The organism is Hymenobacter baengnokdamensis (assembly GCF_008728635.1).
Lineage (GTDB): Bacteria > Bacteroidota > Bacteroidia > Cytophagales > Hymenobacteraceae > Hymenobacter > Hymenobacter baengnokdamensis.
This window is the reverse complement of record NZ_CP044285.1, coordinates 909,237-931,355: the sequence shown is the minus strand read 5'-3', so window position 1 is coordinate 931,355 and position 22,119 is coordinate 909,237. Positions and strand designations below refer to the sequence as shown.

Annotated in this window: 21 protein-coding genes; 14 read left to right on the top strand and 7 right to left on the bottom strand. The window is 61.4% G+C overall.

Annotated elements, in window-relative coordinates:
- Nucleotides 1–39: 39 nt before the first annotated feature.
- From F6X24_RS03900 to F6X24_RS03890, 3 genes are all read left to right on the top strand, one after another.
- Nucleotides 40–657, top strand: coding sequence for a hypothetical protein (locus tag F6X24_RS03900; protein WP_151086711.1), 618 nt, complete (start codon nucleotides 40–42; stop codon nucleotides 655–657).
- Nucleotides 658–703: 46 nt separating this feature from the next.
- On the top strand, nucleotides 704–1,900 hold the full coding sequence (gene kbl, locus F6X24_RS03895; protein WP_151086710.1) for a glycine C-acetyltransferase: 1,197 nt from the start codon (nucleotides 704–706) through the stop codon (nucleotides 1,898–1,900).
- Between the two features lie 189 nt (nucleotides 1,901–2,089).
- A complete protein-coding gene (locus F6X24_RS03890) occupies nucleotides 2,090–2,734 on the top strand; it encodes a response regulator (RefSeq protein WP_151086709.1) in 645 nt (214 codons plus the stop codon).
- Nucleotides 2,735–2,840: 106 nt separating this feature from the next.
- Here F6X24_RS03890 and F6X24_RS03885 read toward each other — a convergent pair whose 3' ends face one another.
- A complete protein-coding gene (locus F6X24_RS03885; protein ID WP_151086708.1) occupies nucleotides 2,841–3,107 on the bottom strand; it encodes a KGG domain-containing protein in 267 nt (88 codons plus the stop codon).
- 391 nt (nucleotides 3,108–3,498) lie between these two features.
- Here F6X24_RS03885 and F6X24_RS03880 point away from each other — a divergent pair, with 391 nt between their 5' ends.
- Nucleotides 3,499–3,915: an STAS domain-containing protein gene (locus tag F6X24_RS03880; protein WP_151086707.1), complete on the top strand. Its 417-nt coding sequence runs from the start codon at nucleotides 3,499–3,501 to the stop codon at nucleotides 3,913–3,915.
- Here F6X24_RS03880 and cdaA read toward each other — a convergent pair.
- Both cdaA and folP read right to left on the bottom strand, forming a co-directional pair.
- The gene (gene cdaA, locus F6X24_RS03875) at nucleotides 3,912–4,718 is read right to left on the bottom strand and encodes a diadenylate cyclase CdaA (protein ID WP_151086706.1); all 807 of its coding nucleotides are present in this window, start codon (nucleotides 4,716–4,718) and stop codon (nucleotides 3,912–3,914) included. The genes F6X24_RS03880 and cdaA overlap by 4 nt on opposite strands.
- 124 nt (nucleotides 4,719–4,842) lie before the next feature.
- Nucleotides 4,843–5,721 carry a dihydropteroate synthase gene (gene folP / locus F6X24_RS03870; protein ID WP_151086705.1) on the bottom strand — a complete coding sequence of 293 codons (879 nt, stop codon included), beginning with the start codon at nucleotides 5,719–5,721 and terminating at the stop codon, nucleotides 4,843–4,845.
- Between the two features lie 132 nt (nucleotides 5,722–5,853).
- Here folP and F6X24_RS03865 point away from each other — a divergent pair, with 132 nt between their 5' ends.
- The 5 genes from F6X24_RS03865 to F6X24_RS03845 all read left to right on the top strand — a co-directional run bounded on the left by F6X24_RS03865 (nucleotide 5,854) and on the right by F6X24_RS03845 (nucleotide 10,040).
- Complete coding sequence (locus F6X24_RS03865) at nucleotides 5,854–6,417, top strand: DUF1599 domain-containing protein (protein WP_151086704.1); 564 nt, start codon at nucleotides 5,854–5,856, stop codon at nucleotides 6,415–6,417.
- Nucleotides 6,418–6,452: 35 nt separating this feature from the next.
- On the top strand, nucleotides 6,453–7,595 hold the full coding sequence (locus F6X24_RS03860) for a BT_3928 family protein (protein ID WP_229725333.1): 1,143 nt from the start codon (nucleotides 6,453–6,455) through the stop codon (nucleotides 7,593–7,595).
- Nucleotides 7,596–7,703: 108 nt separating this feature from the next.
- Nucleotides 7,704–8,765, top strand: a complete 1,062-nt coding sequence (locus F6X24_RS03855) for an ABC transporter permease (protein WP_151086703.1) — start codon at nucleotides 7,704–7,706, stop codon at nucleotides 8,763–8,765.
- Between the two features lie 6 nt (nucleotides 8,766–8,771).
- Nucleotides 8,772–9,335 carry a shikimate kinase gene (locus F6X24_RS03850; RefSeq protein ID WP_151086702.1) on the top strand — a complete coding sequence of 188 codons (564 nt, stop codon included), beginning with the start codon at nucleotides 8,772–8,774 and terminating at the stop codon, nucleotides 9,333–9,335.
- 36 nt (nucleotides 9,336–9,371) lie between these two features.
- A complete protein-coding gene (locus F6X24_RS03845) occupies nucleotides 9,372–10,040 on the top strand; it encodes a sterol desaturase family protein (protein WP_151086701.1) in 669 nt (222 codons plus the stop codon).
- A gap of 90 nt (nucleotides 10,041–10,130) precedes the next feature.
- On the opposite strand, the gene F6X24_RS03840 is transcribed toward F6X24_RS03845, so the two are convergent.
- Nucleotides 10,131–10,319: a hypothetical protein gene (locus F6X24_RS03840; RefSeq protein WP_151086700.1), complete on the bottom strand. Its 189-nt coding sequence runs from the start codon at nucleotides 10,317–10,319 to the stop codon at nucleotides 10,131–10,133.
- Between the two features lie 155 nt (nucleotides 10,320–10,474).
- Between F6X24_RS03840 and galK the strand changes: the two genes are divergently transcribed.
- Nucleotides 10,475–11,638 carry a galactokinase gene (gene galK, locus F6X24_RS03835; RefSeq protein ID WP_151086699.1) on the top strand — a complete coding sequence of 388 codons (1,164 nt, stop codon included), beginning with the start codon at nucleotides 10,475–10,477 and terminating at the stop codon, nucleotides 11,636–11,638.
- A gap of 88 nt (nucleotides 11,639–11,726) precedes the next feature.
- A complete protein-coding gene (locus F6X24_RS03830) occupies nucleotides 11,727–12,767 on the top strand; it encodes a UDP-glucose--hexose-1-phosphate uridylyltransferase (protein WP_151086698.1) in 1,041 nt (346 codons plus the stop codon).
- A gap of 34 nt (nucleotides 12,768–12,801) precedes the next feature.
- Here F6X24_RS03830 and F6X24_RS03825 read toward each other — a convergent pair whose 3' ends face one another.
- From F6X24_RS03825 to F6X24_RS03815, 3 genes are all read right to left on the bottom strand, one after another.
- Nucleotides 12,802–13,221: a hypothetical protein gene (locus F6X24_RS03825; protein WP_151086697.1), complete on the bottom strand. Its 420-nt coding sequence runs from the start codon at nucleotides 13,219–13,221 to the stop codon at nucleotides 12,802–12,804.
- Between the two features lie 156 nt (nucleotides 13,222–13,377).
- Nucleotides 13,378–15,741: a sensor histidine kinase gene (locus F6X24_RS03820; RefSeq protein WP_151086696.1), complete on the bottom strand. Its 2,364-nt coding sequence runs from the start codon at nucleotides 15,739–15,741 to the stop codon at nucleotides 13,378–13,380.
- A gap of 470 nt (nucleotides 15,742–16,211) precedes the next feature.
- Nucleotides 16,212–19,265, bottom strand: a complete 3,054-nt coding sequence (locus F6X24_RS03815; RefSeq protein WP_151086695.1) for a CheR family methyltransferase — start codon at nucleotides 19,263–19,265, stop codon at nucleotides 16,212–16,214.
- Nucleotides 19,266–19,485: 220 nt separating this feature from the next.
- On the opposite strand from F6X24_RS03815, the gene F6X24_RS03810 reads away from it, so the two are divergent.
- From F6X24_RS03810 to F6X24_RS03800, 3 genes are all read left to right on the top strand, one after another.
- Entirely contained in the window at nucleotides 19,486–20,523 is a 1,038-nt protein-coding gene (locus F6X24_RS03810) for a chemotaxis protein CheB (RefSeq protein WP_151086694.1), read from the top strand.
- A 105-nt stretch (nucleotides 20,524–20,628) separates the two neighbouring features.
- On the top strand, nucleotides 20,629–21,783 hold the full coding sequence (gene lepB / locus F6X24_RS03805; protein WP_151086693.1) for a signal peptidase I: 1,155 nt from the start codon (nucleotides 20,629–20,631) through the stop codon (nucleotides 21,781–21,783).
- A 71-nt stretch (nucleotides 21,784–21,854) separates the two neighbouring features.
- Nucleotides 21,855–22,085 carry a transposase gene (locus F6X24_RS03800; protein WP_151086692.1) on the top strand — a complete coding sequence of 77 codons (231 nt, stop codon included), beginning with the start codon at nucleotides 21,855–21,857 and terminating at the stop codon, nucleotides 22,083–22,085.
- Nucleotides 22,086–22,119: the final 34 nt, after the last annotated feature.

The window sequence follows — 22,119 nt, the reverse complement described above, 5'->3', positions numbered from 1 at the left end:
CGTTATAGTACTTTGTTAGCCTCCGTAAAACCGGGTTGCATGAGCCAGGATACCGTTGCTTTAATTGGATTGCTAGTAGTTGTAGTTGGCTTGCCGCTGGTGCTTGTCGTGCAGGAGCATTTTAAGGCTGGGAAGCTATCGCAGCCGGTAGTACGCTTTTCCTGTAACGGCTGGCAGGACATTAATTTGCTCTGGACCCTGCTTCAGGCTGCTTTCGGGTTAAGCCTGCTGCTGGTTGCCGGTGCTGCTATCGCAAAGATTGGTGTCAATCTTATGGTGTTGCTACTGGCTACCCTTATGCTACCGATAGCCTGGTCACAGTTTGCTGCCCTACGCCTGTACAGGACGTATTGGCGGCACGATGGACGTGCGCTTTTAGTATTTTATCAGGAGCAAAAGCTGGCAACCTATGTTAATCAGGAATTCAGCCTCAATTTTGCAGCCTCAGATGTAGTTTGCCTATCATTTCATTGCTCATTCCGAAGCCGGGCGGCTAGTGCGCAGTATAGTTATACAGTTATAAAACTTACTAAAGAACGTACACTCCTGGTCACTTCTCTGCTTTGCGATTATCGTAGCTTATGCCTTCTGCTACCTAAAGCCCAAACTGAAGTGGCGGAGCAGCGCATAGCCTGGCTGCCTGCCACTCATACTTAAAAGCTATCAGCCGATTCCTAGTTTACCAGTATTCCTACCCCACCCCATGTACGGCACCCTTCAATCCGACCTTCAGCAAACGCTTCAAGAAATAAAAGACGCGGGCCTCTACAAAAAAGAGCGCGTTATCACCTCGCCCCAGGGCGCCGAAATTGACACCCGGGAAGCCGGCGACGTGCTCAACTTCTGCGCCAACAACTACCTGGGTCTCAGCTCGCACCCCGAGGTAATAAAGGCCGCCAAGGCTACTATCGACTCGCATGGCTACGGCATGAGCTCGGTGCGCTTTATCTGCGGCACCCAGGATATTCACAAGGAGCTGGAAGCTAAGCTAGCCGAGTTTCTGGGCACCGAGGATACTATCCTGTACGCCGCCGCCTTCGACGCCAATGGCGGCGTATTCGAGCCGCTGTTTGACGAGCGCGACGCCATTATTTCGGATGCCCTCAACCACGCCAGCATCATCGACGGCGTGCGCCTGTGCAAGGCCCAGCGCTACCGCTACCAGCACAACGACATGGCCGACCTCGAAAAGCAGCTGCAAGACGCTGTGGCCAAGGGCACGCGCCACCGCATCATCGTGACGGATGGCTCGTTTTCGATGGACGGCACCATTGCGCAGCTGGATAAAATATGCGACCTGGCCGATAAATATAGTGCTTTGGTAATGATTGACGAGTGCCACTCAATGGGCTTCCTGGGCAAAACCGGCCGCGGCACCCACGAGTACCGCAACGTGATGGGCCGCGTCGACATCATCACCGGCACCCTGGGCAAGGCGCTGGGCGGCGCCATGGGCGGCTTCACCTCGGGCCGCAAGGAGATTATCGAGCTGCTACGCCAGCGCTCGCGCCCGTATCTGTTCAGCAATACCCTGGCGCCCGCCATCGTGGGGGCCAGCCTGCGCGTGCTGGAGCTGCTTACCGAAAGCACCCAGCTGCGCGACCAGCTCGAAGAGAATACGCAGTATTTCCGCCAGCAGATGACGGCGGCCGGCTTCGATATCACGCCCGGCGAACATCCTATTGTGCCCGTTATGCTCTACGATGCCAAGCTGGCCCAGGAATTTGCCGCCCGCATGCTCGATGAAGGCATTTATGTGGTGGGCTTTTACTACCCCGTGGTGCCGCAGGGCAAGGCCCGCATCCGGGTGCAGCTCAGCGCCGCCCACACCCGGCCCCAGCTTGATAAGGCCATTGCGGCCTTTACCAAAGTGGGCCATGAGCTGGGCGTGTTAAAATAGACGCGCCTTAGTATCAGGAATAAATACAATGTATTATTAATACATTGTACCGCTTACGCCCCGGCAAATCTGGCAAGCAGGCCGCATACGGCAACAGTCGGGCTAATCCTAACCGTTGCTTGACTCGTAGACATTTTTCTAGCCGGCTTCCCAAGGTTCTGTTACTTGTTGTAGCCGGCACCTTAGCTTATGACCCGCATTTTTCTGGTTGATGACCACACCATCGTGCGCGACGGGCTACGGGCGCTGCTCGCCAACGAGCCTGATATTGAGGTAGTAGGTGAGGCTAATAATGGCCAGGAGCTGCTCAACCGCCTGCCCGCTACCCCGGCCGATGTGGTACTGCTCGACGCCAACATGCCGGTGCTCGATGGCCTGGCCACCACTCAGCGACTGCACACCGAATACCCACAGATTCGGGTGCTTATTCTGAGTATGCTGGGCCACGAGCGCTATATCGGCCAGCTTTTCGATGCCGGCGCATCGGGCTACGTCCTCAAAAGCTCCGAAAAAGGCGAGATTCTGCTCGCTATCCAGGCGGTGATTGCCGGGCGGCAATTTTTGTGCAGCGACCTGGGCATAAGTATGTTACGCAAAGTGTTAGCTAAAGAAGAAGAGCCCGACGCAGCCACCAAGGTCGGCCGCCTCTCGCGCCGCGAAAACGAGGTGCTCCAACTTTTGTCCGAAGGGCTTACTACCAATGAGATAGCCGAAAAGCTATTTACCAGCAAGCGCACTATCGAAACCCATCGGCAGAATATCCTGGAGAAAACCCAGACCAAGAACACCGCCGCCCTCATCAAGCTGGCCGTAACGCAGGGCCTGCTAAGCTAGGGCCGCCTACGGCCTACGCAGGCATCAAAAAGCCCGGCTCCTTTCTTGGAGCCGGGCTTTTTGATGTAGACTCTTGCGCAACGTGCGCGGCCAGTGCCAGCTGGCTTTAGTTAGTTGTCTTGGATTTGCTGGTAGCAGCCTTTGCCTCACCAGCCGGGCGGCTGGGGCCCCGGCGGCTGGTAAGGCCGCCCTTGCGGCCCGCAGCCCGCGCTTCTTCAGCAGTCCACTTGTGGCCCTGGCCACTGGCGTGCGAGGCTTTGCCGCCTTCGCTGGCAATGCGACGCTGCTCGGCGGGGTCCATGCTGGCAAAGCCCCGGCGGCTGGTGCGGCTACCATCGCCGATGCGGGCGGCCGGGCGGGTTTTAAAGCCCATGGGGGATGAAGAAACCAGGGACGACGTATTCACAGCAGGCTTCATAGTAAAAGTAAGTAAGGGAAAAGAGGAATGAGACAGGCACCTAACTACTTCATTTTAACGATTAAAGCATGGCGTAGGATGGGAGTTTTCTTTATAAAGTGTCTGTTTACAAGATAATTACCAATTTATACGGAGCACCTATGCGTATTTGCGCAGCCCTTTCCCGGCCAGCTGCGAGAATATGCGGAAAACACGTAGCTAAACTATAGTCACTTGGTAATCTCCTTCCGCCGGGCACCGCTGAAAACAGGTATTAGTACGTAACCTAAAACCCATTTTCTATGCTATAATTGACTGACTTACACGCGTATATTTGCGGCACGCTACTACTCTCTACCCTTCTGCTATGAATAACGCTTTCTTTTTGTTGATTTTGCCCTCTCGGTCGCTTACCATTCATTTTGGTAGCCACCGGCAATGCGTGGGGCTGAGCCTGCGGGGCAGCTGCACCAGCACTACCGATGCCACGCACTTACTCAGCACGGTGCAGCAGCTGCTGGAGCGCCACCCCACCCAGGCCTGGATAGACACGCAGCAGCTGCACTCGCTAAGCCCGCTGGGCAGGCAGGCCCTGCTGCGGGCCGATGCCTGCTGCCGGCGCGCGGGCACCGAAGTATACTGGTGCGGCATGCCTTCACCCCTGGTAAAAAGCCTGCAAGTCAGTGGCCTGGCCCATAAGCTAAAGCTACGCCCAGCCACTGCCTTCAAAGGCCCCAGCTTTTTATTACCCGAGCGAAAAGCGATTGGCTTGTCGATAGCCTAAGCCGGCTGGGGAGCGGCCAGCAGCCACTCTTGCAGGCGGGCTTTGAGCTCGGTGGCGGCCAGGCCTCGGTATATTTCGCCGTGGCGCACGAGGCTCATCTGGCCGGTTTCTTCGCTCACCACCAGCACCACGGCGTCGGTGGCCTCGGTAAGCCCCAGGGCGGCGCGGTGGCGCAGGCCCAGCGCGGCGGGCACCTCGGGGTTCTGGCTCACGGGCAATATGCAGCGGGCCGCTACCAGCCGGCCTTGCGCTACTATCACGGCCCCGTCGTGCAGGGGCGAGGTTTTATTAAATATAGCAAGTAGCAAGCGCTTGCTGGCCTCCGCATCGAGGCGGTCGCCCGACTCGGCATAGGCGCTGAGGTCGGAAGTGAGCGTAAAGCAGATGAGGGCGCCGGTTTCCTTGCTGGCCAGGCTTTTGGCGGCCTCTACAAAGGCGCCCACACCGGGCGCGCCCGTGGGCTGGCCGCTGGGGCGCCGCCACCAGCCCAGCGGGCCGCCGCCTTCCATCGCTACTTTCCCCACATTCAGCAAAAAGCGCCGGATTTCCTGCTGAAATAAAATAATGCTGGCCAGCACTCCTACGCTCATAAACTGCCCCAGAATAGCCGTCAGCAGCCCCAGTCCCAACGCGCTTACCACCAGGTACACCAGGTACAGACTCAGCAGCCCGAGCGCGACGTTGAGTGCCACCGAGCCGCGCAGCAGCTTGTAGAGCTGGTACAGCATCCAGGTCACGAGCAGCACGTCGGCTACGTCGGCCAGCCCTACGTGTAAAAAGTAAAGGGGAAAAGGAAGGGACAAGTATCGCAGCTAAGAGATGAAAGGAGCAGAGAGGCGGGAGGAGCTTCCGCAAAAGTATTGCGCCTGCTAAAGAAAGCGCGTTTTCATTTTACTGCTTCTCTTGCTGCTTTTTATTTTCACTGCCTTACGCGCCCGTTACCAGCGCAATGGTTTGCCGCGCCTCGGGCACATCGTGCACGCGCAGTAGCCGGGCCCCGCCCTGCAGGGCCAGCACGTGCAGGGCGGTAGTGCCATTGAGAGCAGTTTCGGGGCCGAGGCCCAGCGGCTTATACACCATGGCCTTGCGCGAGAGGCCCACCAGCAAACCGTAGCCCAGGTGGTGCAGCTCGGGCAGGCGGCGCAGCAGCTCGTGGTTGTGGGCCGGCGTTTTGGCAAAGCCGAAGCCGGGGTCGAGCAGGACGTCGGGCAAGGGCTGGCCATTGGCCGCTTGGCGCAGGGCCGCGAGCTGGTCGCGGAAAAAGCGCAGCAGCGTCAGCACCAGGTCGTCTTCGTAGTGCGCCAGGCTACGCATGGTTTGGGGCGTGCCCTTCAGGTGCATAAGGCAGTAGGGCACCCGCAGGCGGGCCACCGTGGGCAGCATGCCGGCATCGAGGGTGCCGCCGCCAATGTCATTTATCAGGTCGGCACCGGTGGCCACGGCCTCGGCGGCTACGGCAGCCCGGAAGGTATCGACGCTGATAAAAGCCTGCGGAAACTCGCGCCGCAGGGCCGCTACCGCGGGCAGCAGGCGGCTTTTTTCTTCATCGGGGCTGATGTCGTCGGCGCCCGGCCGCGAGCTGTAGCCGCCCACATCGAGGGCGGCGGCGCCGGCTGCCAGCATCAGCTCAGCGCGGTGCAGCAGCGCCGCCTCCGAGCCGGCACCCAGCCGGGAGCCGGGGTAGAATGAGTCGGGCGTCACGTTGAGAATACCCATCACCTGAGGCTGGCGCAGGTCGAGCAGCCGGCCGTGAGGACTCTTCAGCGTAGCAGTGAACTGCTGGGGCAGTGCGTTTTGCAGCAACATAGGCGCGGGGTGGGTGGGCAGGGCAGCGAGAGCGAGGGGTTAAATATCCGGCGTTACGGGCGAACTTGCGGAGGTTTCCACTTTGCACAGGCAGTAGCTTGTGCCCAACTGCCTTCGCCCCAGCCGAAGCTTATGCCTTTAACTACCTCCGCGCACTACGACCTTATTCTGAGCCGCTGCCGCGAGCTGTTTCTGGCCAAGACCCACGACTATGGCACGGCGTGGCGCATCCTGCGCCTACCGTCGGTCACGGACCAGCTTTTTATCAAGGCCAACCGCATCCGCACGATTCAGGAAGCTGGCACGCAAAAGATTGCCGATGGCATCGACGAGGAGTTTGTTGCCATTATCAACTACTGCCTCATTGCCCTGATGCAGCTGCGTCTGCCCGCCGAGGCGCCCCTGGACTTGCCCCCTGCGCAGGTGGCCGCCGCGTATGACCACGAAAATGCCCTGAACCGCGAGCTGCTGCTGGCCAAAAACCACGACTACGGCGAGGCCTGGCGGCAAATGCGCGTGAGCAGTATTACCGACCTCATTCTGATGAAGCTGCACCGCATCAAGCAGCTCGAAAACATCGGCGGCGCGGCGCTGGTAAGCGAAAGCGTAGAAGGCGGCTACCGCGACATGCTCAACTACGCCGTGTTTGCCCTCATTTTGCGCGGCGAAGCAGCCCGCACCGACGCTCCCGCGTAAGGGGGCCGGGGCCTCATGACCTTTGTTTTAACGCTATGAAGATTTCGCTGCCAACGCCGATGCGCCAAGTTACCCGCCTGTGCTGGGCGCTGCTGGGCATTTTGTTTATTTTCTCGGGCCTTATCAAGCTCAACGACCCGGTGGGCACGGCCTACAAGCTCGAAGAATACTTTGAGGTATTCGCCGGCGATGTGCCCGCCCTTGGCTGGCTTTTCGACTACCTGCACGATGCCAGCCGCTTCCTGAGCATAGCCCTCAGCTCGCTCGAAGTGATACTGGGCACGGCGCTGCTGCTGCGCTGGTACCTGCGCCAAACGCTGTATGCGCTGCTGGCCCTGCTCGTGTTTTTTGCGTTTCTGACGTTTTATTCGGCCGCTTTTAATAAGGTAACCGACTGCGGCTGCTTCGGCGATTTTATCAAGCTCAAGCCCTGGACGTCGTTTTTCAAAGACCTGCTGCTGCTGGTGTTGTGGGCAGTGGTATTCTTCAACCAGCAGCACCTGCGCCATTCATTTTTGCGCGGCATGCCGGCCCTCATGGCCATGACTTTTGCCAGCGCCCTGGCTATCGGCATTGGCGTGCGGGCCCTGGGGCACCTGCCGTATTTCGACTTCCTGCCTTATAAAGTTGGCAACAACATTCCGCAGCTCATGAAGCCTGCGGAGGCGCCGCGCTACCGCTACACCTTTGAGCGCGGCGGCAAAACGCTCGAAACCGAGCAGTTTCCAACCGACTCGACCTGGAAGTACAAGAGCATGACGGTGCTCAATCCGCAGGCCTCGACGCCCGCCATTACCGACTTTGTCATCTCCGACCCCGACGGCAACGACGTCACCAAGCAGGTGCTGACCGGCAACAAGCTCATTCTCATTGTACAAAACACCAACAAGGCCGACCGCGAGCGCTTTGAGCAGTTCAACCAGCTGTTTGCCGCCGCGGCCAAATCGCGCAAGCACATCGACGTGCTCACCATCACGAGCACGGCGGCCGGCAAGTTCGATTCCTTCCGGCACGATGTAAACCTGGCCACGCCCTTCTACTTTGCCGATGCCACGGTGCTTAAGTCCGTCATCCGCTCCAACCCCGGCCTGCTGGTGCTGCACAACGGCACCGTTGTAGCTAAATACCATTACCACGATATTCCGGCCCTCTACCAGGTCGAGAAAGCGCTTCAGTAAGCTGTAGCGCAGACTCTGCGAGTCCGCGCGTTGGGTTATCGGCACTATCCGCTTCCGCCCTACCTTTCTCACGCGCCGACTCGCAGAGTCCACGCTACGTCATCAACCATGCTCTCCTTTCTTCTGCGCCGTCTGGGTCAGGGCCTGCTCGTGCTGGTGGGCGTGGCCACCACGGTTTTTTTTCTGTTTAATGTGCTGCCCGGCGACCCCGCCGCCCTGCTGGCGGGCCAGCGCTCGGACGTAGCCACCAAAGCCGCAATTTCGGCCGACCTTGGCCTCGACCAGCCGCTACCGGCGCGCCTGCTGGGCTATCTCAACGATGCTTCGCCGCTGGGCGTGCACCGGCGCGACTCGGCCGGCGTGGCGCGCTACGGCGGCGTGGCCCTGCTGCCGCTGGGCCGGCAGCGCGCCCTCGTACTGAAATGGCCTTACCTGCGGCGCTCGTTTCAGAGCAACCAGGACGTGCTTTCGCTGTTGCTCAACCGCTTTCCGGGTACGCTGTGGCTGGCCGTGGCGGCAATGGTGCTGGCGGCCGTGGGCGGCATCGGGCTGGGCGTGGCGGCCGCGCTGCGGCCGCAGTCGTGGCTCGACCGCACCCTGGTTACCACGTCGGTGCTGGGTATTTCGGTGCCCTCGTTTGTGGCGGCTATTCTTATCGCGGTCAGCTTCGGCTTTTACTGGAGCCACTGGACCGGCCTGAGCCTGACCGGCCAGCTCTACGAAACCGACCCGTTTACGGCCGAGCGCCACCTGGTGCTGCGCAACCTGCTGCTGCCGGCCCTTGCCCTGGGCGTGCGGCCGCTGGCTATCATTATGCAGCTCACGCGCTCCAGTATGCTCGATGTATTAAGCCAGGACTATATTCGCACGGCCCGCGCCAAGGGCCTGAGCCCCGGCCGCACGGTGTGGCGCCACGCCCTGCGCAACGCCCTGAACCCGGTGGTAACGGCCGTATCGGGCTGGTTGGCCTCGCTCATGGCCGGGGCCTTTTTTATTGAATATATCTTCAACTGGAAAGGCCTGGGTACTACCACCTTACGCGCCGTTGAAAACCTCGACTTTCCGGTGGTGATGGGCGCTACCTTGTTCGTGGCCGCCATCTTCGTGCTGGTTAATATTGCCGTCGATATGCTCTATGCGCTGCTCGACCCGCGCGTTAGGATAAATTAAGTAAGCATGCACCACCTCTACCTCATTGGCTTGCCGGGCTCGGGCAAAACCACGCTGGGCAGCCAGCTGGCGGCCCGCTACGGCCGGGGCTTTCTGGACCTCGATGCTGAGATTGTGGCGCGGGCCGGCCGGTCGGTACCCGCCATCTTTGAGGCCGAAGGCGAGGACGGCTTTCGCAAGCGCGAAGCGGCTGCCCTGCGGGCCGTGGCGGCCCGGCCCGAGGCCCTGGTAGTGGCTACGGGCGGCGGCACGCCCTGCTTTCACGACAATTTAGCGGTGCTGCGCAACAGCGGCTTTTTGCTCTGGCTCGATGTGCCGCTGCCCGAGTTGGTGCGCCGCCTGGCCGCCAGCAGCAACCGCCGGCCACTGCTGGCGGCGGCGCTTCAGCCCGCCCAAACGCCGGGCGCTGCTCTTTTTGCGCACCTACAGCGAACCCTGGCGGCCCGTGAGCGGTTTTACGGCCAGGCGCATCTGCGCCTGGCCGGCGTGGCCACGGCGGCGGCTACTGCGGCGGCGCTAACTCAGGCCGGCTTCGTACCCGGCCCAACTCAAACGCCGGACAGGGCGTAAATTTGCTGCTTGTTATCAGATACTATTCGCTTTCCTATGGAGATGAACACTGTTACCGACCGGCCCGCTAGGCCGGCTGCTGCGCCGGTTCGACCCAAGCATAAAGGCTCGGCTCAACTGTTTAAAAACCCGGTGCTGGAGCGGCTTTCGCACACCCACATCGCGCTGCCGGTCAGCATTTTCGTCCTGACGGCGCTTATCAGCCTGTACTACGGCTTCACGCACGGCTTTTTGTCGGGCGTGTCGGCACTGGGGCTGTTTCTGGGCGGCTGGTTTCTGTTCAGCTTCGTTGAGTACCTGGTGCACCGCTACGTGTACCACATTCCAGCCACCACGCCGGGGCGGGCCAAGTTTCAGTACACCATGCACGGCGTGCATCATGAGTACCCTAAAGATGAAACCCGTCTGGCCATGCCGCCCATTATCACGGTGTTCGTAGCCTCACTGCTGTTCTTTATTTTCCGGGTTGTCTTCGGCACCTGGGCTTTCGGTATTCTGGCCGGCTTCACGTTTGGCTACGCACTGTATCTGTTTGTGCACTACGCCATTCACGTATACGCTCCCCCGAAAAACTTCCTCAAGGTGTGGTGGACGCACCACGCCCAGCACCACTACCGCCAGGATGAGATTGCCTTCGGCGTAAGCAGCACGCTCTGGGACCACATCATCGGCACCATGCCGACCAAAAGGTCGGAGCAAGGCTAAATATTAAATTTTTTCTATATTTCAAAGCGCTTCAGCAAAAAGGCGCGGCTCCGTTCGGAGCCGCGCCTTTTTGTTGAAGTAGCCAGGCCGTTAGCTCGGGGTGTTGTTGCCGCCGCCCATTTTGCTAACCAGCCACCAGATAATGGCGACTACGATAAAGACGCCGATGGCGCCAATCCACATGCCACCTTTAAAAATATCGCCGGCAATCTGGCAGCCCGTGAGCGTGGAGGCCAGCATGGCAAAAACAAACAGCAGAGAAAGACGGGAAGTAGTCATGGAAACAAGCACAAGGTGAAAGATATAGTGCGCCTGGCGACCTGCCCGGCTTATGGCTGGCTTTACTAGATTGGCCCGAAAAGGTTGGCCGTGGCGGGCGCGGGCGCGTAAAGCCGGTGAGGCAACTTGCACTTTTGTCGCACTTTTGCAGCGCTATGAACTACTCCACCCTTTCCGCCGCCTTCGAGCGGCACTTTGGCGCGGCACCGGCCCTGGTGCTGCGCGCCCCCGGCCGCATCAACCTCATCGGGGAGCACACCGACTACAACGATGGCCTGGTACTGCCGGCAGCCATTGATAAGGAAATCCGCTTCGCGCTGCGCCTTACCGGCACCGACCGGATTCGGCTGCGGGCGCTTGATTTCGAGGCCAGCTATGAGGTGGCTGTGGCCGACGTTGCGCCGCTGCCCGGCGGGCACTGGGCCAACTACCAGCTGGGCGTAGTGGCGGGGCTGCTGAAGCGCGGGGTAAAGGTGCCGGGCTTCGACTGCGCCTTTGGCGGCGATATCCCGAGCGGGGCGGGCCTGTCGTCGTCGGCCGCAGCCGAATGCGGCATCGCCTGGGGCCTGAACCAGCTGCTGCATCTAGGCCTGGATACCATGACGCTGGCCCACCTCTCGCAAACGGCCGAGCACGAGTACGCCAAGGTAATGTGCGGGTTAATGGACCAGTTTGCCAGCTTGTTTGGCCGCGCCGGGCACGTAGTGGAGCTCGACTGCCGCTCGCTCGAATACGCTTATTTTCCGCTCGATACCACCCACGCGCGACTGGTGCTCTGCAACTCGGGCGTAAAGCACGCGCTCGGCGACTCGGAGTACAACACCCGCCGCCAGGAATGCGCCAGGGGCGTGGCGATATTGCAAAAGCACAAGCCGGCCATCAAGTCGCTGCGCGACGCGACCCTGCCCGACATTGAGGCCGCCAAAGCTGAGCTGGGCGAAGTAGTTGAAAAGCGCTGCCGCTACGTGGTGGAGGAAAACCAGCGCGTGCAAACCCTCACCGCCCGCTTGGTGGAAGGCAAGCCGCTGTCGGAGGTAGGCGAGCTGCTTTACGCCAGCCACGCCGGCCTGCGCGACCTCTACCAGGTGAGCTGCGCCGAGCTCGATGTGCTCGAAGAGCTGGCCCACCACGCGCCCGGCTGCTACGGCGCCCGTATGATGGGCGGTGGCTTCGGCGGCTGCACTCTCAACCTGGTGGCCGCCACCGAGGTCGATAAGTTTATCGCCTTCATGACCAGCGGCTACCAGGAAAAAGCAGGCCGCAAGCTGGATACGTACGTGACAAACCTCGCCGATGGCGTGGGTGAATTGAGGGGATAAAGCTGATTAAAATCGGTTGTCATTGCGAGCCTGCGAAGCAATGACAACTCTTCATTTCCTAATTCCAAATTCTACCTTATTAACCCCTATGGACCTCACCTCGCAGCCCCACCGCCGCCACAACCCGCTGCTCGATGAGTGGGTACTTGTATCGCCGCACCGCGCCAAGCGCCCCTGGCAGGGCCAGCAGGAAAAAAACGAGGTGGAAGTACGCCCCGCCTACGACCCCACCTGCTACCTCTGCCCCGGCAATACCCGCACCAGCGGCGCCGTAAACCCGGCGTATGAGCACCAGTTTGTGTTCGACAACGACTTCGCGGCGCTGCTGCCCGCGGGAGAGCCCGGCTCGTTTGCCGAAGGCGGCCTGCTGCGGGCCGAGGCCGAAACCGGGCATTGCCGCGTGCTGTGCTTTTCGCCCCGCCACGACCTGACGCTGCCCGAGATGCCAGTGGCCGAGATTCGCCGCGTAGTGGACGTATGGACCGAGGAGTTTCGCACGCTCGGGGCCGACCCGGCTATTAATTACGTGCAACTATTTGAAAACAAAGGCTTTGTAATGGGCTGCTCAAACCCGCACCCGCACGGCCAGATTTGGAGCGAGCGGACTGTGCCCGACCTGCCCGCCAAAGAAAGCCAGACTCAGAAAGCGTATTTCGAGAAAAACGGCCGAACGCTGCTCAGCGATTACCTCGCCATTGAGGAGAAAACCAAAACCCGCTTCGTGGTCGAAAATGATACCTGGGTGGTGCTGGTGCCTTTTTGGGCAGTGTGGCCCTTCGAAACGCTGGTGCTGCCACGCCGCGCCGTGCAGGACCTTACCCAGCTTACCGACCCGGAGCGCGACGGGCTAGCCGACATCCTGAGCCAGCTTACCATTCGCTACGACAACCTGTTTGAAATCAGCTTTCCGTACTCGGCCGGCTTTCACCAGCGGCCCACCGATGGCAAAGACTACCCCGAGTGGCACCTGCACATGCACTTTTTGCCGCCGCTGCTGCGCTCGGCCACGGTAAAGAAGTTTATGGTGGGCTACGAGCTGCTGGCCAACGCCCAGCGCGACATCACGGCCGAGCAGGCCGCCGAGCGGCTGCGGGCGCTGCCCGGCGTGCACTATAAGGCGAAGGCCTGATTTCTCCGGGCAACGACAACGACGCAGAGGGGCTTCAGCTGCCCGCTTGCCCTTCCATAAACTTGTGCGTGTGCGGGGTCGCCGGCACGGTTTCCTGGAGCAGCGTGGCCGGGCCCTGGTAGGCCGTGGCGGGCAGCATGGTAAGCAGCAGGTGCAGGCCGGTATCGGCCAGCTGGGTGAGCACCCCGGGCAGGAAGCCGCACCAGTAGATGGTGCGGCCAGCCACCCGCGCCTGCTGGCTGACGTTGAGAATGGCCCGCTGTGCCTGCCAGCTCAGATAAGCCAGGCGCTGGCAATCGACCCAGATAAAGGGCAGGCCGTAGCTCATAACCTCCGCAACCGCCTGCTCAAGCTGGGTGGCCGCGGCCGGCGTATCGCAGCGGCCGCGCAGGCTCAGGCCCACCGTGGCCCGGTATGTACTGATGTGAATAGTGAACGTAGCGCTTGTTTTCATAGTAGAAGAGAGTAGAGCAAGTTGATATTCTATAACCATTGGCCATAAAGCACCTTCTACAAAGCTACATCATTTTAATGCAATAAAACAAGCGAAAAACCCTGATTTGCGCGAGCTAACTCTCCGTATATGACCTACGTACTTCGCGCAGCTGCTTTAGGCGGCGGGCACCGGCAGCTGCAGAAAGAAGCCCGTGCCGCGGCCCGGCCGCGACTTGATAGTGAGCGAGCCGCCCAGCAGCCCCACCCGCGTACGAATGCCGGCCAGCCCGATGCCCGCCAGCGAAGCCGGGCCGCCGGCCTCAAACCCCACTCCATCGTCTTCCACCACGATGTATATCTGCTCGTCTTCCTGGCTTACCTCCACAAATACCTCCTGGGCCTGGGCGTGCTTCATGGCATTGTTTAGCAGCTCCTGCACAATACGGTAGATGGCGGTAGCCAACACGCTGGGCAGCGTCTGCGCCAGGCCCTTGAGGTTGAGGTCGACGGCCAGGCTGCCGGGAATGCGGCCCACCAGCTCCTGCAGGGCGGCCGCGAGGCCAAAGTCTTCGAGGATGGTGGGCGTAAGCTCAAACGAGATGCTGCGCGTGGCCTGAATGGCCTCATTGAGTAGCTGCTGGCCGGCGCGGGCGGCCTCGGAGGGCGGCAGCGTATCGAGGTGCAGGCGCGTCGCGTAAAGCAGCTGCCCCACGCCATTGTGCAACGCTTCGGCAATGCGGCGGCGCTCCTGCTCCTGCGTGGTGAGTATGGCCGAGAGCACTTCCTGCTGCTGGCGCAGCTTAAGCTGGGTAGCTTCTTCCTTCAGGCGCTCCGACTCGGTAATATCGAGGGCGAAGATGACTATTTCCTGCTTTTCCTCATCAAAAAACCCGAAGCACTGCAGCACGGCCGGCCGGCCCTGGTGCTCGATAGTCAGCACGTAGCTGTCGCTCCGGCCGGTGCGCAGCCGCTCGAAGTGCGCCGCCGTGGCCGGAAACAGGTCGGCCGCTTTCTGGCCCACCAGCTCATTGTCGGCCAGGCCCAGGCGGCGCAGCCCGTGGCCGGTTTGCTCGCGGTAGCACCCATCGGGGCCAAGCCGGCTGAACACTACGGGCATGTTGCTGAGGATGTTATACAGCAGGCGGTTCTTATAGTCAAGCTCTTCCTGCGCCACGCGCCGGCTCGTTACGTCGCGCACCAGCCCGGTAAGCCGCTGGGGCTGACTGGTGCGCTCATCGTAGCTGAAGCGGCCCATGGCCGACACGTAGGTGACCGTGCCATCGGCCCGCACCAGGCGGTGCTCAAGGTCGAATACTGCGTGCGTGCGCATGGCCTGGTCCAGGGCCTGCTGCACCCCCGCCTGGTCGGCCGGATAAATGGCCTCCTGTAAGCGGGCAAAGGGCAGCGTGTGGGCAGTAGGCGCGGTGCTGAGCCCAAATATTTGCTGGGCGCGGGCATCCTGCTGCAGCTGCCCGGTAGCCAGCTCCCAGCTCCAGACGCCGGTGTTGGCGGCGGCCAGCGCCATCTGGAGGCGGGCCTCGCTTTCGCGCAGCTGCTGCTCGCTGTGCTGGCGGGCCGTGATGTCGCGCCACACCACCGACAGCAGCGCCTGGCCCTGCACGAGCACCGGCGTAAAGGAAAGCTCGTCCCACACCGGCTCACCCGCCGCGTTGTAGCGCATCCATTCGAGGCGGCACCAGCCGTTGCTGCGCGCATGGCTCATGCAGTCGGTGAGCAGCTGAAGCGAGGGGCGGCCGTCGGGCTGCCGCTCGGGCCAGAACTCGGCCAGCCGCCGGCCCTTCAGCTGCTCGGCACTGGCCACGCCCAGCATGCGTAGGGCAATGGTATTGGCATCGGCAAAGGCAAAGCCTTCGAGCAGCAGCGCGGCATCGCGGCTCTGCTCGAAGGCCGCCCGGAAGCGGGCTTCGCTGGCAGCCAGCGCATCGGCGGCGCGGCGGCGCTCGGTTACGTCGAGCACCACCAGCCGACAGCTGGCGGGTGGCCGGTGCTCGTCGGGGCTCTCGGCGGCCACCCCTTCGAGCTGGGCAAAAAAGGTGGTGTGGTCGCGGCGCTGCATCATCAGCTCGCACGACTGCCGCTGGCCGGGCCGGGCCCACAGCCGGGTCATGAAGCTGGCAAACTGGTTGCGCTCGGCGGGTGCTACAAAGAGCGTCAGCCGGCGGCCCAGCAGCTGCTGGCGCTCGTGGCCCAGCTGCTGGCTCAGGCGCAGGTTTAGCTGCTCCAGGGTGGCATTGGCGGCCAGCGTGCAGTAGCCCACCGGGGCAAAGTCGTAGAGGTCGAGGTATTGCAGGCGGTTGTTTTCGGCCTGGGCCTGGGCCAGCAGCAGTTCCTCGTACTGCATCTCAAGCTCTATCTGGTGCACTTGCAGCTCCTGCACCAGGCGCTGCACATCGACCGGGGTTTCGGGCGGCAGGTTTGCCGATACCAGGCGGCGCCGCTCGGCCCGCGCGCGCAGGCTTTGCAGGGCCGCCTGCGGGTCGGCAGAAGCGGCAGGGTCGGTGGCATCGGGCTGGTTCATAGCGGAGAAGAGAAATAGGAAAGCACTTAGCCCCGAAAAGGACGGGCCCCGGCCGGGCCTACCCAGCCCTTACCAGCACACCTCAGCGCAGGTGGCCGCTTCGGATACCCGGCTCGGGCAACTGCCCTCGCGCCCGGCTCCTCGCCAAAAGGGCCGGAAGCCAGCCGACGGGTACCCCGGCCCAGCAACTGCGGGGAGCAATGGTAAAATCAGGCTAAAAATATTATATTTGTTAAATATAGTAAATATAATATATTTTGCACGTATCACTTCTCCCTTAGGTGGAAAGCGTGGGAAAAGGTAAAAAGAAAGCGTTAAAAATTCACGCACCTGATTTTTTAACGCTTTCTTTTTACCTAAAGCCGTTTCCCAATCGGGGTACCAGCCAAGCGCCCGGCCCGGCCGCTTACACTAACAGTCCGCTCTCTAGCCGCAGGCTAGTAGCTAGCGCAGCCCCTAGGCCCCGGCGGCTACTGGGCGGGGTCGAGCGCCCGCACGCCCAGCATCAGCTGGCTGGTGGGCTGCCCCTGCTGCTGCAGGCGGCGGCCGTAGAGCAGCACCCGGCACCGGCACCGGCCGGGCAGGTCGAGGATGAGGGTGAGGTCGCTAAACTCCGACACGGCGGCCTGGAGCAGAGCCCGCAGGCGCTCGAGCAGCGCGGGCTGGCCCCAGGCCCCGCCGTTGAGGGAAGTGAGGGCCCGGCCGTGCAGCGCCGCCAGCGGCTCGCCAAACGCCTCGGCAAAGGCCTGGTTGGCGCTAAGTACGCATAGCTCCGTATCGAGGGCCAGCTGGGGCTCGCGGCCGGTAGCCTGGAGGCTTTCCGAAAAGCGGGCTGTTTCCTGCAAGCGGGCTTCCAGCAGCTTCAGGGCCGTAATGTCGGTGAAGGTGATGACGGCCCCGTCGATGTAGTTATCGAGCGAGCGATAGGGCAGAATGCGCATCGTAAACCACTCGCCCTGGGTGGTCTGAATATTGGTTTCAATACTGGTGAGGCGGTCGAGCACCTGCTGCACGTCGCGCAGCAGGTGCTCGTAGCGCAGGCTGGAGGTAAAATGCGCCAGCGGCCGGCCCACATCGGCCGGCAGCAGGCTGATGATGCGGCCCACGGGCGGGGTAAAACGCTTTATTATCAGATCATTATCCAGAAATATAATAGCTATCTCGGTGGCATCGAGCAGGTTTTTCATGTCGTTGGCCGTCTGGCCCAGCTCCTCGGTTTTGGCCTGGTACTGCATGTTGAGAGTCATCAGCTCCTCGTTGAGGCTCTGCGTCTCCTCCTTGTTGGTCATGGCCTCCTCGTTGGTGCTTTGCAGCTCTTCATTGGCGCTTTGCAGCTCCTCGTTGGTGCTTTTCAGCTCTTCGAGGCTGCTTTCCATCTCCTCCACCGTGGTTTGGAGGCGGTGCTTGGTATACTGCAGCTCTTTGTCGAGGGCGGCCACTACGGCGTCGCGGTGGGCGTCGTCGAGGGCGGGGTTATGCCTGGCCTGGCGCACCCGACGCGTAGTAGGCTGGTCTTCGAACACGACCAGCAGCAGGCCGGCCAGCTCTTCGGGCCCGGCCAGGTGGCGCACCGAGAGGCGTAGCACCTGCAAACCGGTATCTGTGCGCACGCGCACATTGTCGACTACCACATCTTCGCGGCTTTGGGTAGCCCGGTGCACAGCCCCGCTTATCTCAAAGTTCAATTCCTCGCGAGCCATCTCAAAGAGGTTCATGCCGCTGAGGCCGGGGGCCGGCTTGAGGTACTTGCCGGTGCGGCCGTTCACGTAGAGTATTTCTCCCTTAGCATCAATTACTACGGCGGGGGGCACGTAGGCTTGCACCAGTTTTTTTTGGATGAGGGCAGCAAACGAGCTGTTTTGACGGTGGGTAGAGGCAGAGGCAGACATAAGGGCCGTGGGCGGCGGGACAGTGTGCCGCGCCTGCGAAAAGGGAAACTTGATAAGGTGGGGCAGCGAGGCCGCCTGGCTGCTACGCCGCGAAATCTTCCACTTCACGTCAAGCGGCTGAAATAAGTCGTGGTAGCCGTTAATGTTTTCGCTGGGTCCCAGAAACAGCAAGCCCTGGTTGTTCAGGGCATAATGAAACACGGGCAGCAGGCTTTTTTGCAGCTCGGCATTGAGGTAGATGAGCAGGTTGCGGCACACCAGCAGGTCGAGCTTGATAAAGGGCGCGTCCTTGTTGATGTTGTGCAGGGCAAACACCACCACGTCGCGCACTTCCTTTCGAATCTGGTAGCCGCTCTCAGTTTTCTGAAAAAAGCGCTCCAGCCGCTCGGGGCTTACATCGGCCACGATATTTTCGCCGTATTGACCCACGCGGGCCACGGCAATGCCCTCGGCCGAGATGTCGGTGGCAAAAATCTGCACCTTCAGGTGGTGGCCAGGCTCCAGCGCATCCAGGCACTCCAGAAGCGTCATGGCCAGCGAGTAGGCTTCCTCGCCGGTCGAGCAGCCGGGCGCCCATACCCGCACGGTAGCGTCGGTTTCCTTGGCTGCCAGCAGCGGCCGCAGGTGGTCTTTGAGGCTGGCAAACGCCTCGGCATCGCGGAAAAACTTCGTAACGCCAATCAGCAGCTCGCGAAAGAGCTGCTCTACCTCGCTGGGGTTTTCCTGCAGGTAGCGCACGTAGTGGGTAAACTCCTTGATTTGGTGGGCGTTCATGCGCCGCTCGATGCGCCGAAACACCGTATTGCGCTTGTAAAAGCTGAAGTCGTGCCCCGTTTGGGAGCGGATAAGCAAAAAGATTTTCTGCAGCGCGTGGCTGGGTCGGCTGGGCGAGTCGGCCAGGCGGGCGGCGCGCACCTCCAGGGGGCGCCCTGCGTAGTCGAGCAGCTGAGCCGGCATTTGAGCCGGCGGCAGCACGAAATCAACGAACTCGGTGGCCAGGGCCGCGCGGGGCATGGCATCGAAGAGGGCCGTTTCGGGCTGCTGCACCATCACCATGCCGAAGCTTTCCATCACGAGCTTCAGGCCGATGGTGCCATCGGCTCCCAGCCCGGAGCAGATAATGCACACGGCGCGCTCACCCACATCCCGGGCCAGGGTTTGCAGGAAGAAGTCGATGGGCATACGCCGACCGGCCGGCTGGGTCGGCTTGAGCAAAAACAGGCTGCCGTGCAGCAGGCTCAGGTCGTGGCTGGCCGGAATAAGGTACACGTGGTTGGGGCGAACGCGCTGGCCATCCTGAGCCTCGGCCACGGGCATGGGGGTGAAGCGCTGAATAACCTGCACGAGGGCTATACCCTGCTCGGGGCTGGGGCTAGGGTCGGGGAGGCGGTGCAGCACCAGCACAAAGGCCAGGCCGGTTTCGGCCGGCAAGTGAGCGAAAAACTGCTCGTAGGCTTCGAGCGCACCCGCCGAGCCGCACAGGGCCACTACGGCAAACTTGTCGCTGGGGCTGCCCAGGCTGTCGCGCAGCCAGGCCACGCTTTTCGCGGCGGCCGCGGCGGGCTTGGTTGCTGGTGGCGGCGCCCCCGGGGTTTCTAAGCGGGGGGCATCTTCCTGCTCAGCATCAGACATCATAGTGGTAAATGCTTGATAGCGCGCACCTAGCCTGAGCGAGGCACCAGGCCCCGACACCACAACTCAGGCGTAGCGCCAAAAAAAACTGACAATAGGTAACCAAGATAAGGCGCAGGCTGCCTTATCCGCTTTGAAGCCGCTGCCGTACACTCTTTGCCTTGGGCCCGCCGGAAGCACCGGCGGCTCACGTCATTACTTTACTGCTTTTTGCTTTACCGCTGTGGCTAGCCTCACTTACCTTATTGTTATTGGCACCTCGGCCGGCGGCATGCCCGCGCTTACGCGGCTGGTAGCCCAGCTACCCGCTACGCTGCCCGCCGCGGTGCTCGTGGTGCAGCACCTGGCCCCCGACTCCAATGCCGAGGTGTTGGTAAACCGGCTCGCTCAGCACACGGCCCTGCACTGCCAGCTGGCTACTAATAATGCCCCGCTCGAAGCCGGCAACCTCTACCTGGCCCCGCCCGACCGCCACCTGCTGGTAAAAGACACCCAGCTGCTGGTGACCAAAGGGCCCCGTGAAAACGGCTACCGCCCCGCCGCCGACGCGCTGTTTCGCTCGGCGGCCGTCGCGTTCGACTCGTACACGATAGGCGTGGTACTTACCGGTATGCTGCACGATGGCACGGCGGGCCTCGACTTCATTAAGCGCTGTGGGGGCACGGCCGTGGTGCAAGACCCGGCCGATGCTGAGTTTTCGAGCATGCCCGAGAGCGCCCTGCGCAATGTGGCAGTAGACTATGTGGTACCCCTCGACGCAATGGGGGCGCTGCTGACTACCTTAGTGACCTCCTCCGGCAGCTCCTCTTCCGGCAACATGGCCCCTGCTATTCCTCCCGATTTAAAACTAGAAGCGGCTATTGCTGAGCGTGTTGTGGGAACCACTGAACAAGTAGCGCAGCTGGGATACCAGGTGCCCCTCACCTGCCCCGGCTGCGGGGGGTCGTTGTGGGAGCTGCGGCAGGGCAGCGTGCTGCGCTACCGCTGCCACACGGGCCACGCTTTCACGGCTGATGCCCTGGCCGAAAGCTCGCAGCACACGCTGGAAGAAACGCTGTGGGTAGCCCTGCGCATGATGGAGGAGCGGAAAAACTTGCTCGCCAGCATGGCCAGCCACAGCGATAGCAACCTGAGCGTGCACCAAGCCGAGCGCGTGGAAGAAATGAAGCGCCACATCAACCGCCTGCGTGAGTTTATGCTCAACGGCGCCGAGCGCGCCGAGCCAACCGTATCGGGCACCGACGAAACGGGAAAGGGCTAAGGAAAGGGGCTAAGGATAAGAAAACAAGCTGCTTTTACGTTGGGCTTCGTCAGGATTCTTCTGGCGAAGCCTTGCTATTTTTCATCACCTCATTTTCTTCACCCTATGGCTTTCTTTTCGCGCCGGCGGCCCGGTGCCGCACCTGCTCCGGCTCCCAGCCAAGCCCGCGAGTGGCTTCATTCGCTACTGTTTGCCGTAGTGGCAGCTATGCTGCTGCGCTGGTCGGCCGTCGAGGCCTACGTTATCCCATCCGAAAGCATGGAGCACTCGCTGCTGGTGGGCGACTACCTGTTTGTGAGTAAGCTGCACTACGGCCCCATTACGCCCCAAACGCCACTGCAAGTGCCGCTTACGCACCAGACGCTGCCGCTGCTGGGCCTCAAAAGCTACTCCGCCCTCATTCAGCTGCCTACCTACCGTTTCCCAGGCTTCAGCTCGGTGCAGCGCAACGACGTGGTGGTGTTTCATGTGCCGCACGAGCAGCAGCGCCCGGCCGACCTGCGCACCTTTCTTATCAAGCGCTGCGTGGCCATCGCCGGCGACACCCTAACCATTCGCCAGGGCCAGGTATTTGTCAATGGCCGCCCCGAAGCCATTGCCGGCCAGCCCCAAACCACTTATTTCCTGGCCGTGCCCCAGCCCAACGACGAAGTACGCCAGGCCCTGCACGACCAGGGCGTAGTAGATTATACCCAGCCCGACGGCACTCCGGCGATGGGCACCAACCCCGATACCGGCCAGCTGGGCTACCTCATCAGCTGCCCGGCCAGCGTGGCTGCGTACTTTAAAAAGCAGCCCTACGTGCAGTCGCTGACCGTGGTAACGCCTACTGCCCAACTTTTCCCCGATGTGGCCGATTATCCGGTGTCGGGGGCCAGGAGCGCGGTGCCGCGCAAATGGCAGCTCGACGATTATGGCCCGCTGCCGGTGCCGAAAAAAGGCCAGACCATTACGCTAACGCCCGCCAATGCCGCTATTTACTATAAAATCGTGAGCCAGTACGAGCACAATCAGGGCATCAGCTGGCAGGATGGCATGATTCAGCAAAACGGCCGGCCGCTCACCAGCTATACTATCAAGCAGAACTACTACTGGATGATGGGCGACAACCGCCACAACTCCGAAGACTCGCGCTTCTGGGGCTTTGTGCCCGAAGACCATGTAGTGGGCAAAGCCGTGTTTGTGTGGCTCTCACTAGACCCCCACGCCGATTTCTGGCACCGCGTGCGCTGGAGCCGACTGCTGCAACCCGTGAGTTAGCGCTGGCTCAAAATGCTGGACAAAAGAAAAGGCCGTTTTCACTAGGGTGTGAGGACAATTAGCTTTGTGGTATGGGACTTGAAGGCGGCGGATTGAGTGCGGGAGCCTGGGAAAAGCTCGCCCCACATTTGGCGGGCAAGGCCGGGGACGTCGGCTGCACGGCCGCCGATAACCGCCTGTTTTTGAACGCAGTGCTCTGGGTCATGCGCCACGGCGGCACGTGGCGTATCCTGCCCCAGCGCTTCGGCAAGCACGATTCGGTGCGCAAGCGGGCCTTGGGCTGGGCGCAGAAAGGAACTTGACAGCGCCTGTTCACCGCCGTGCGCCTGCCGGAAG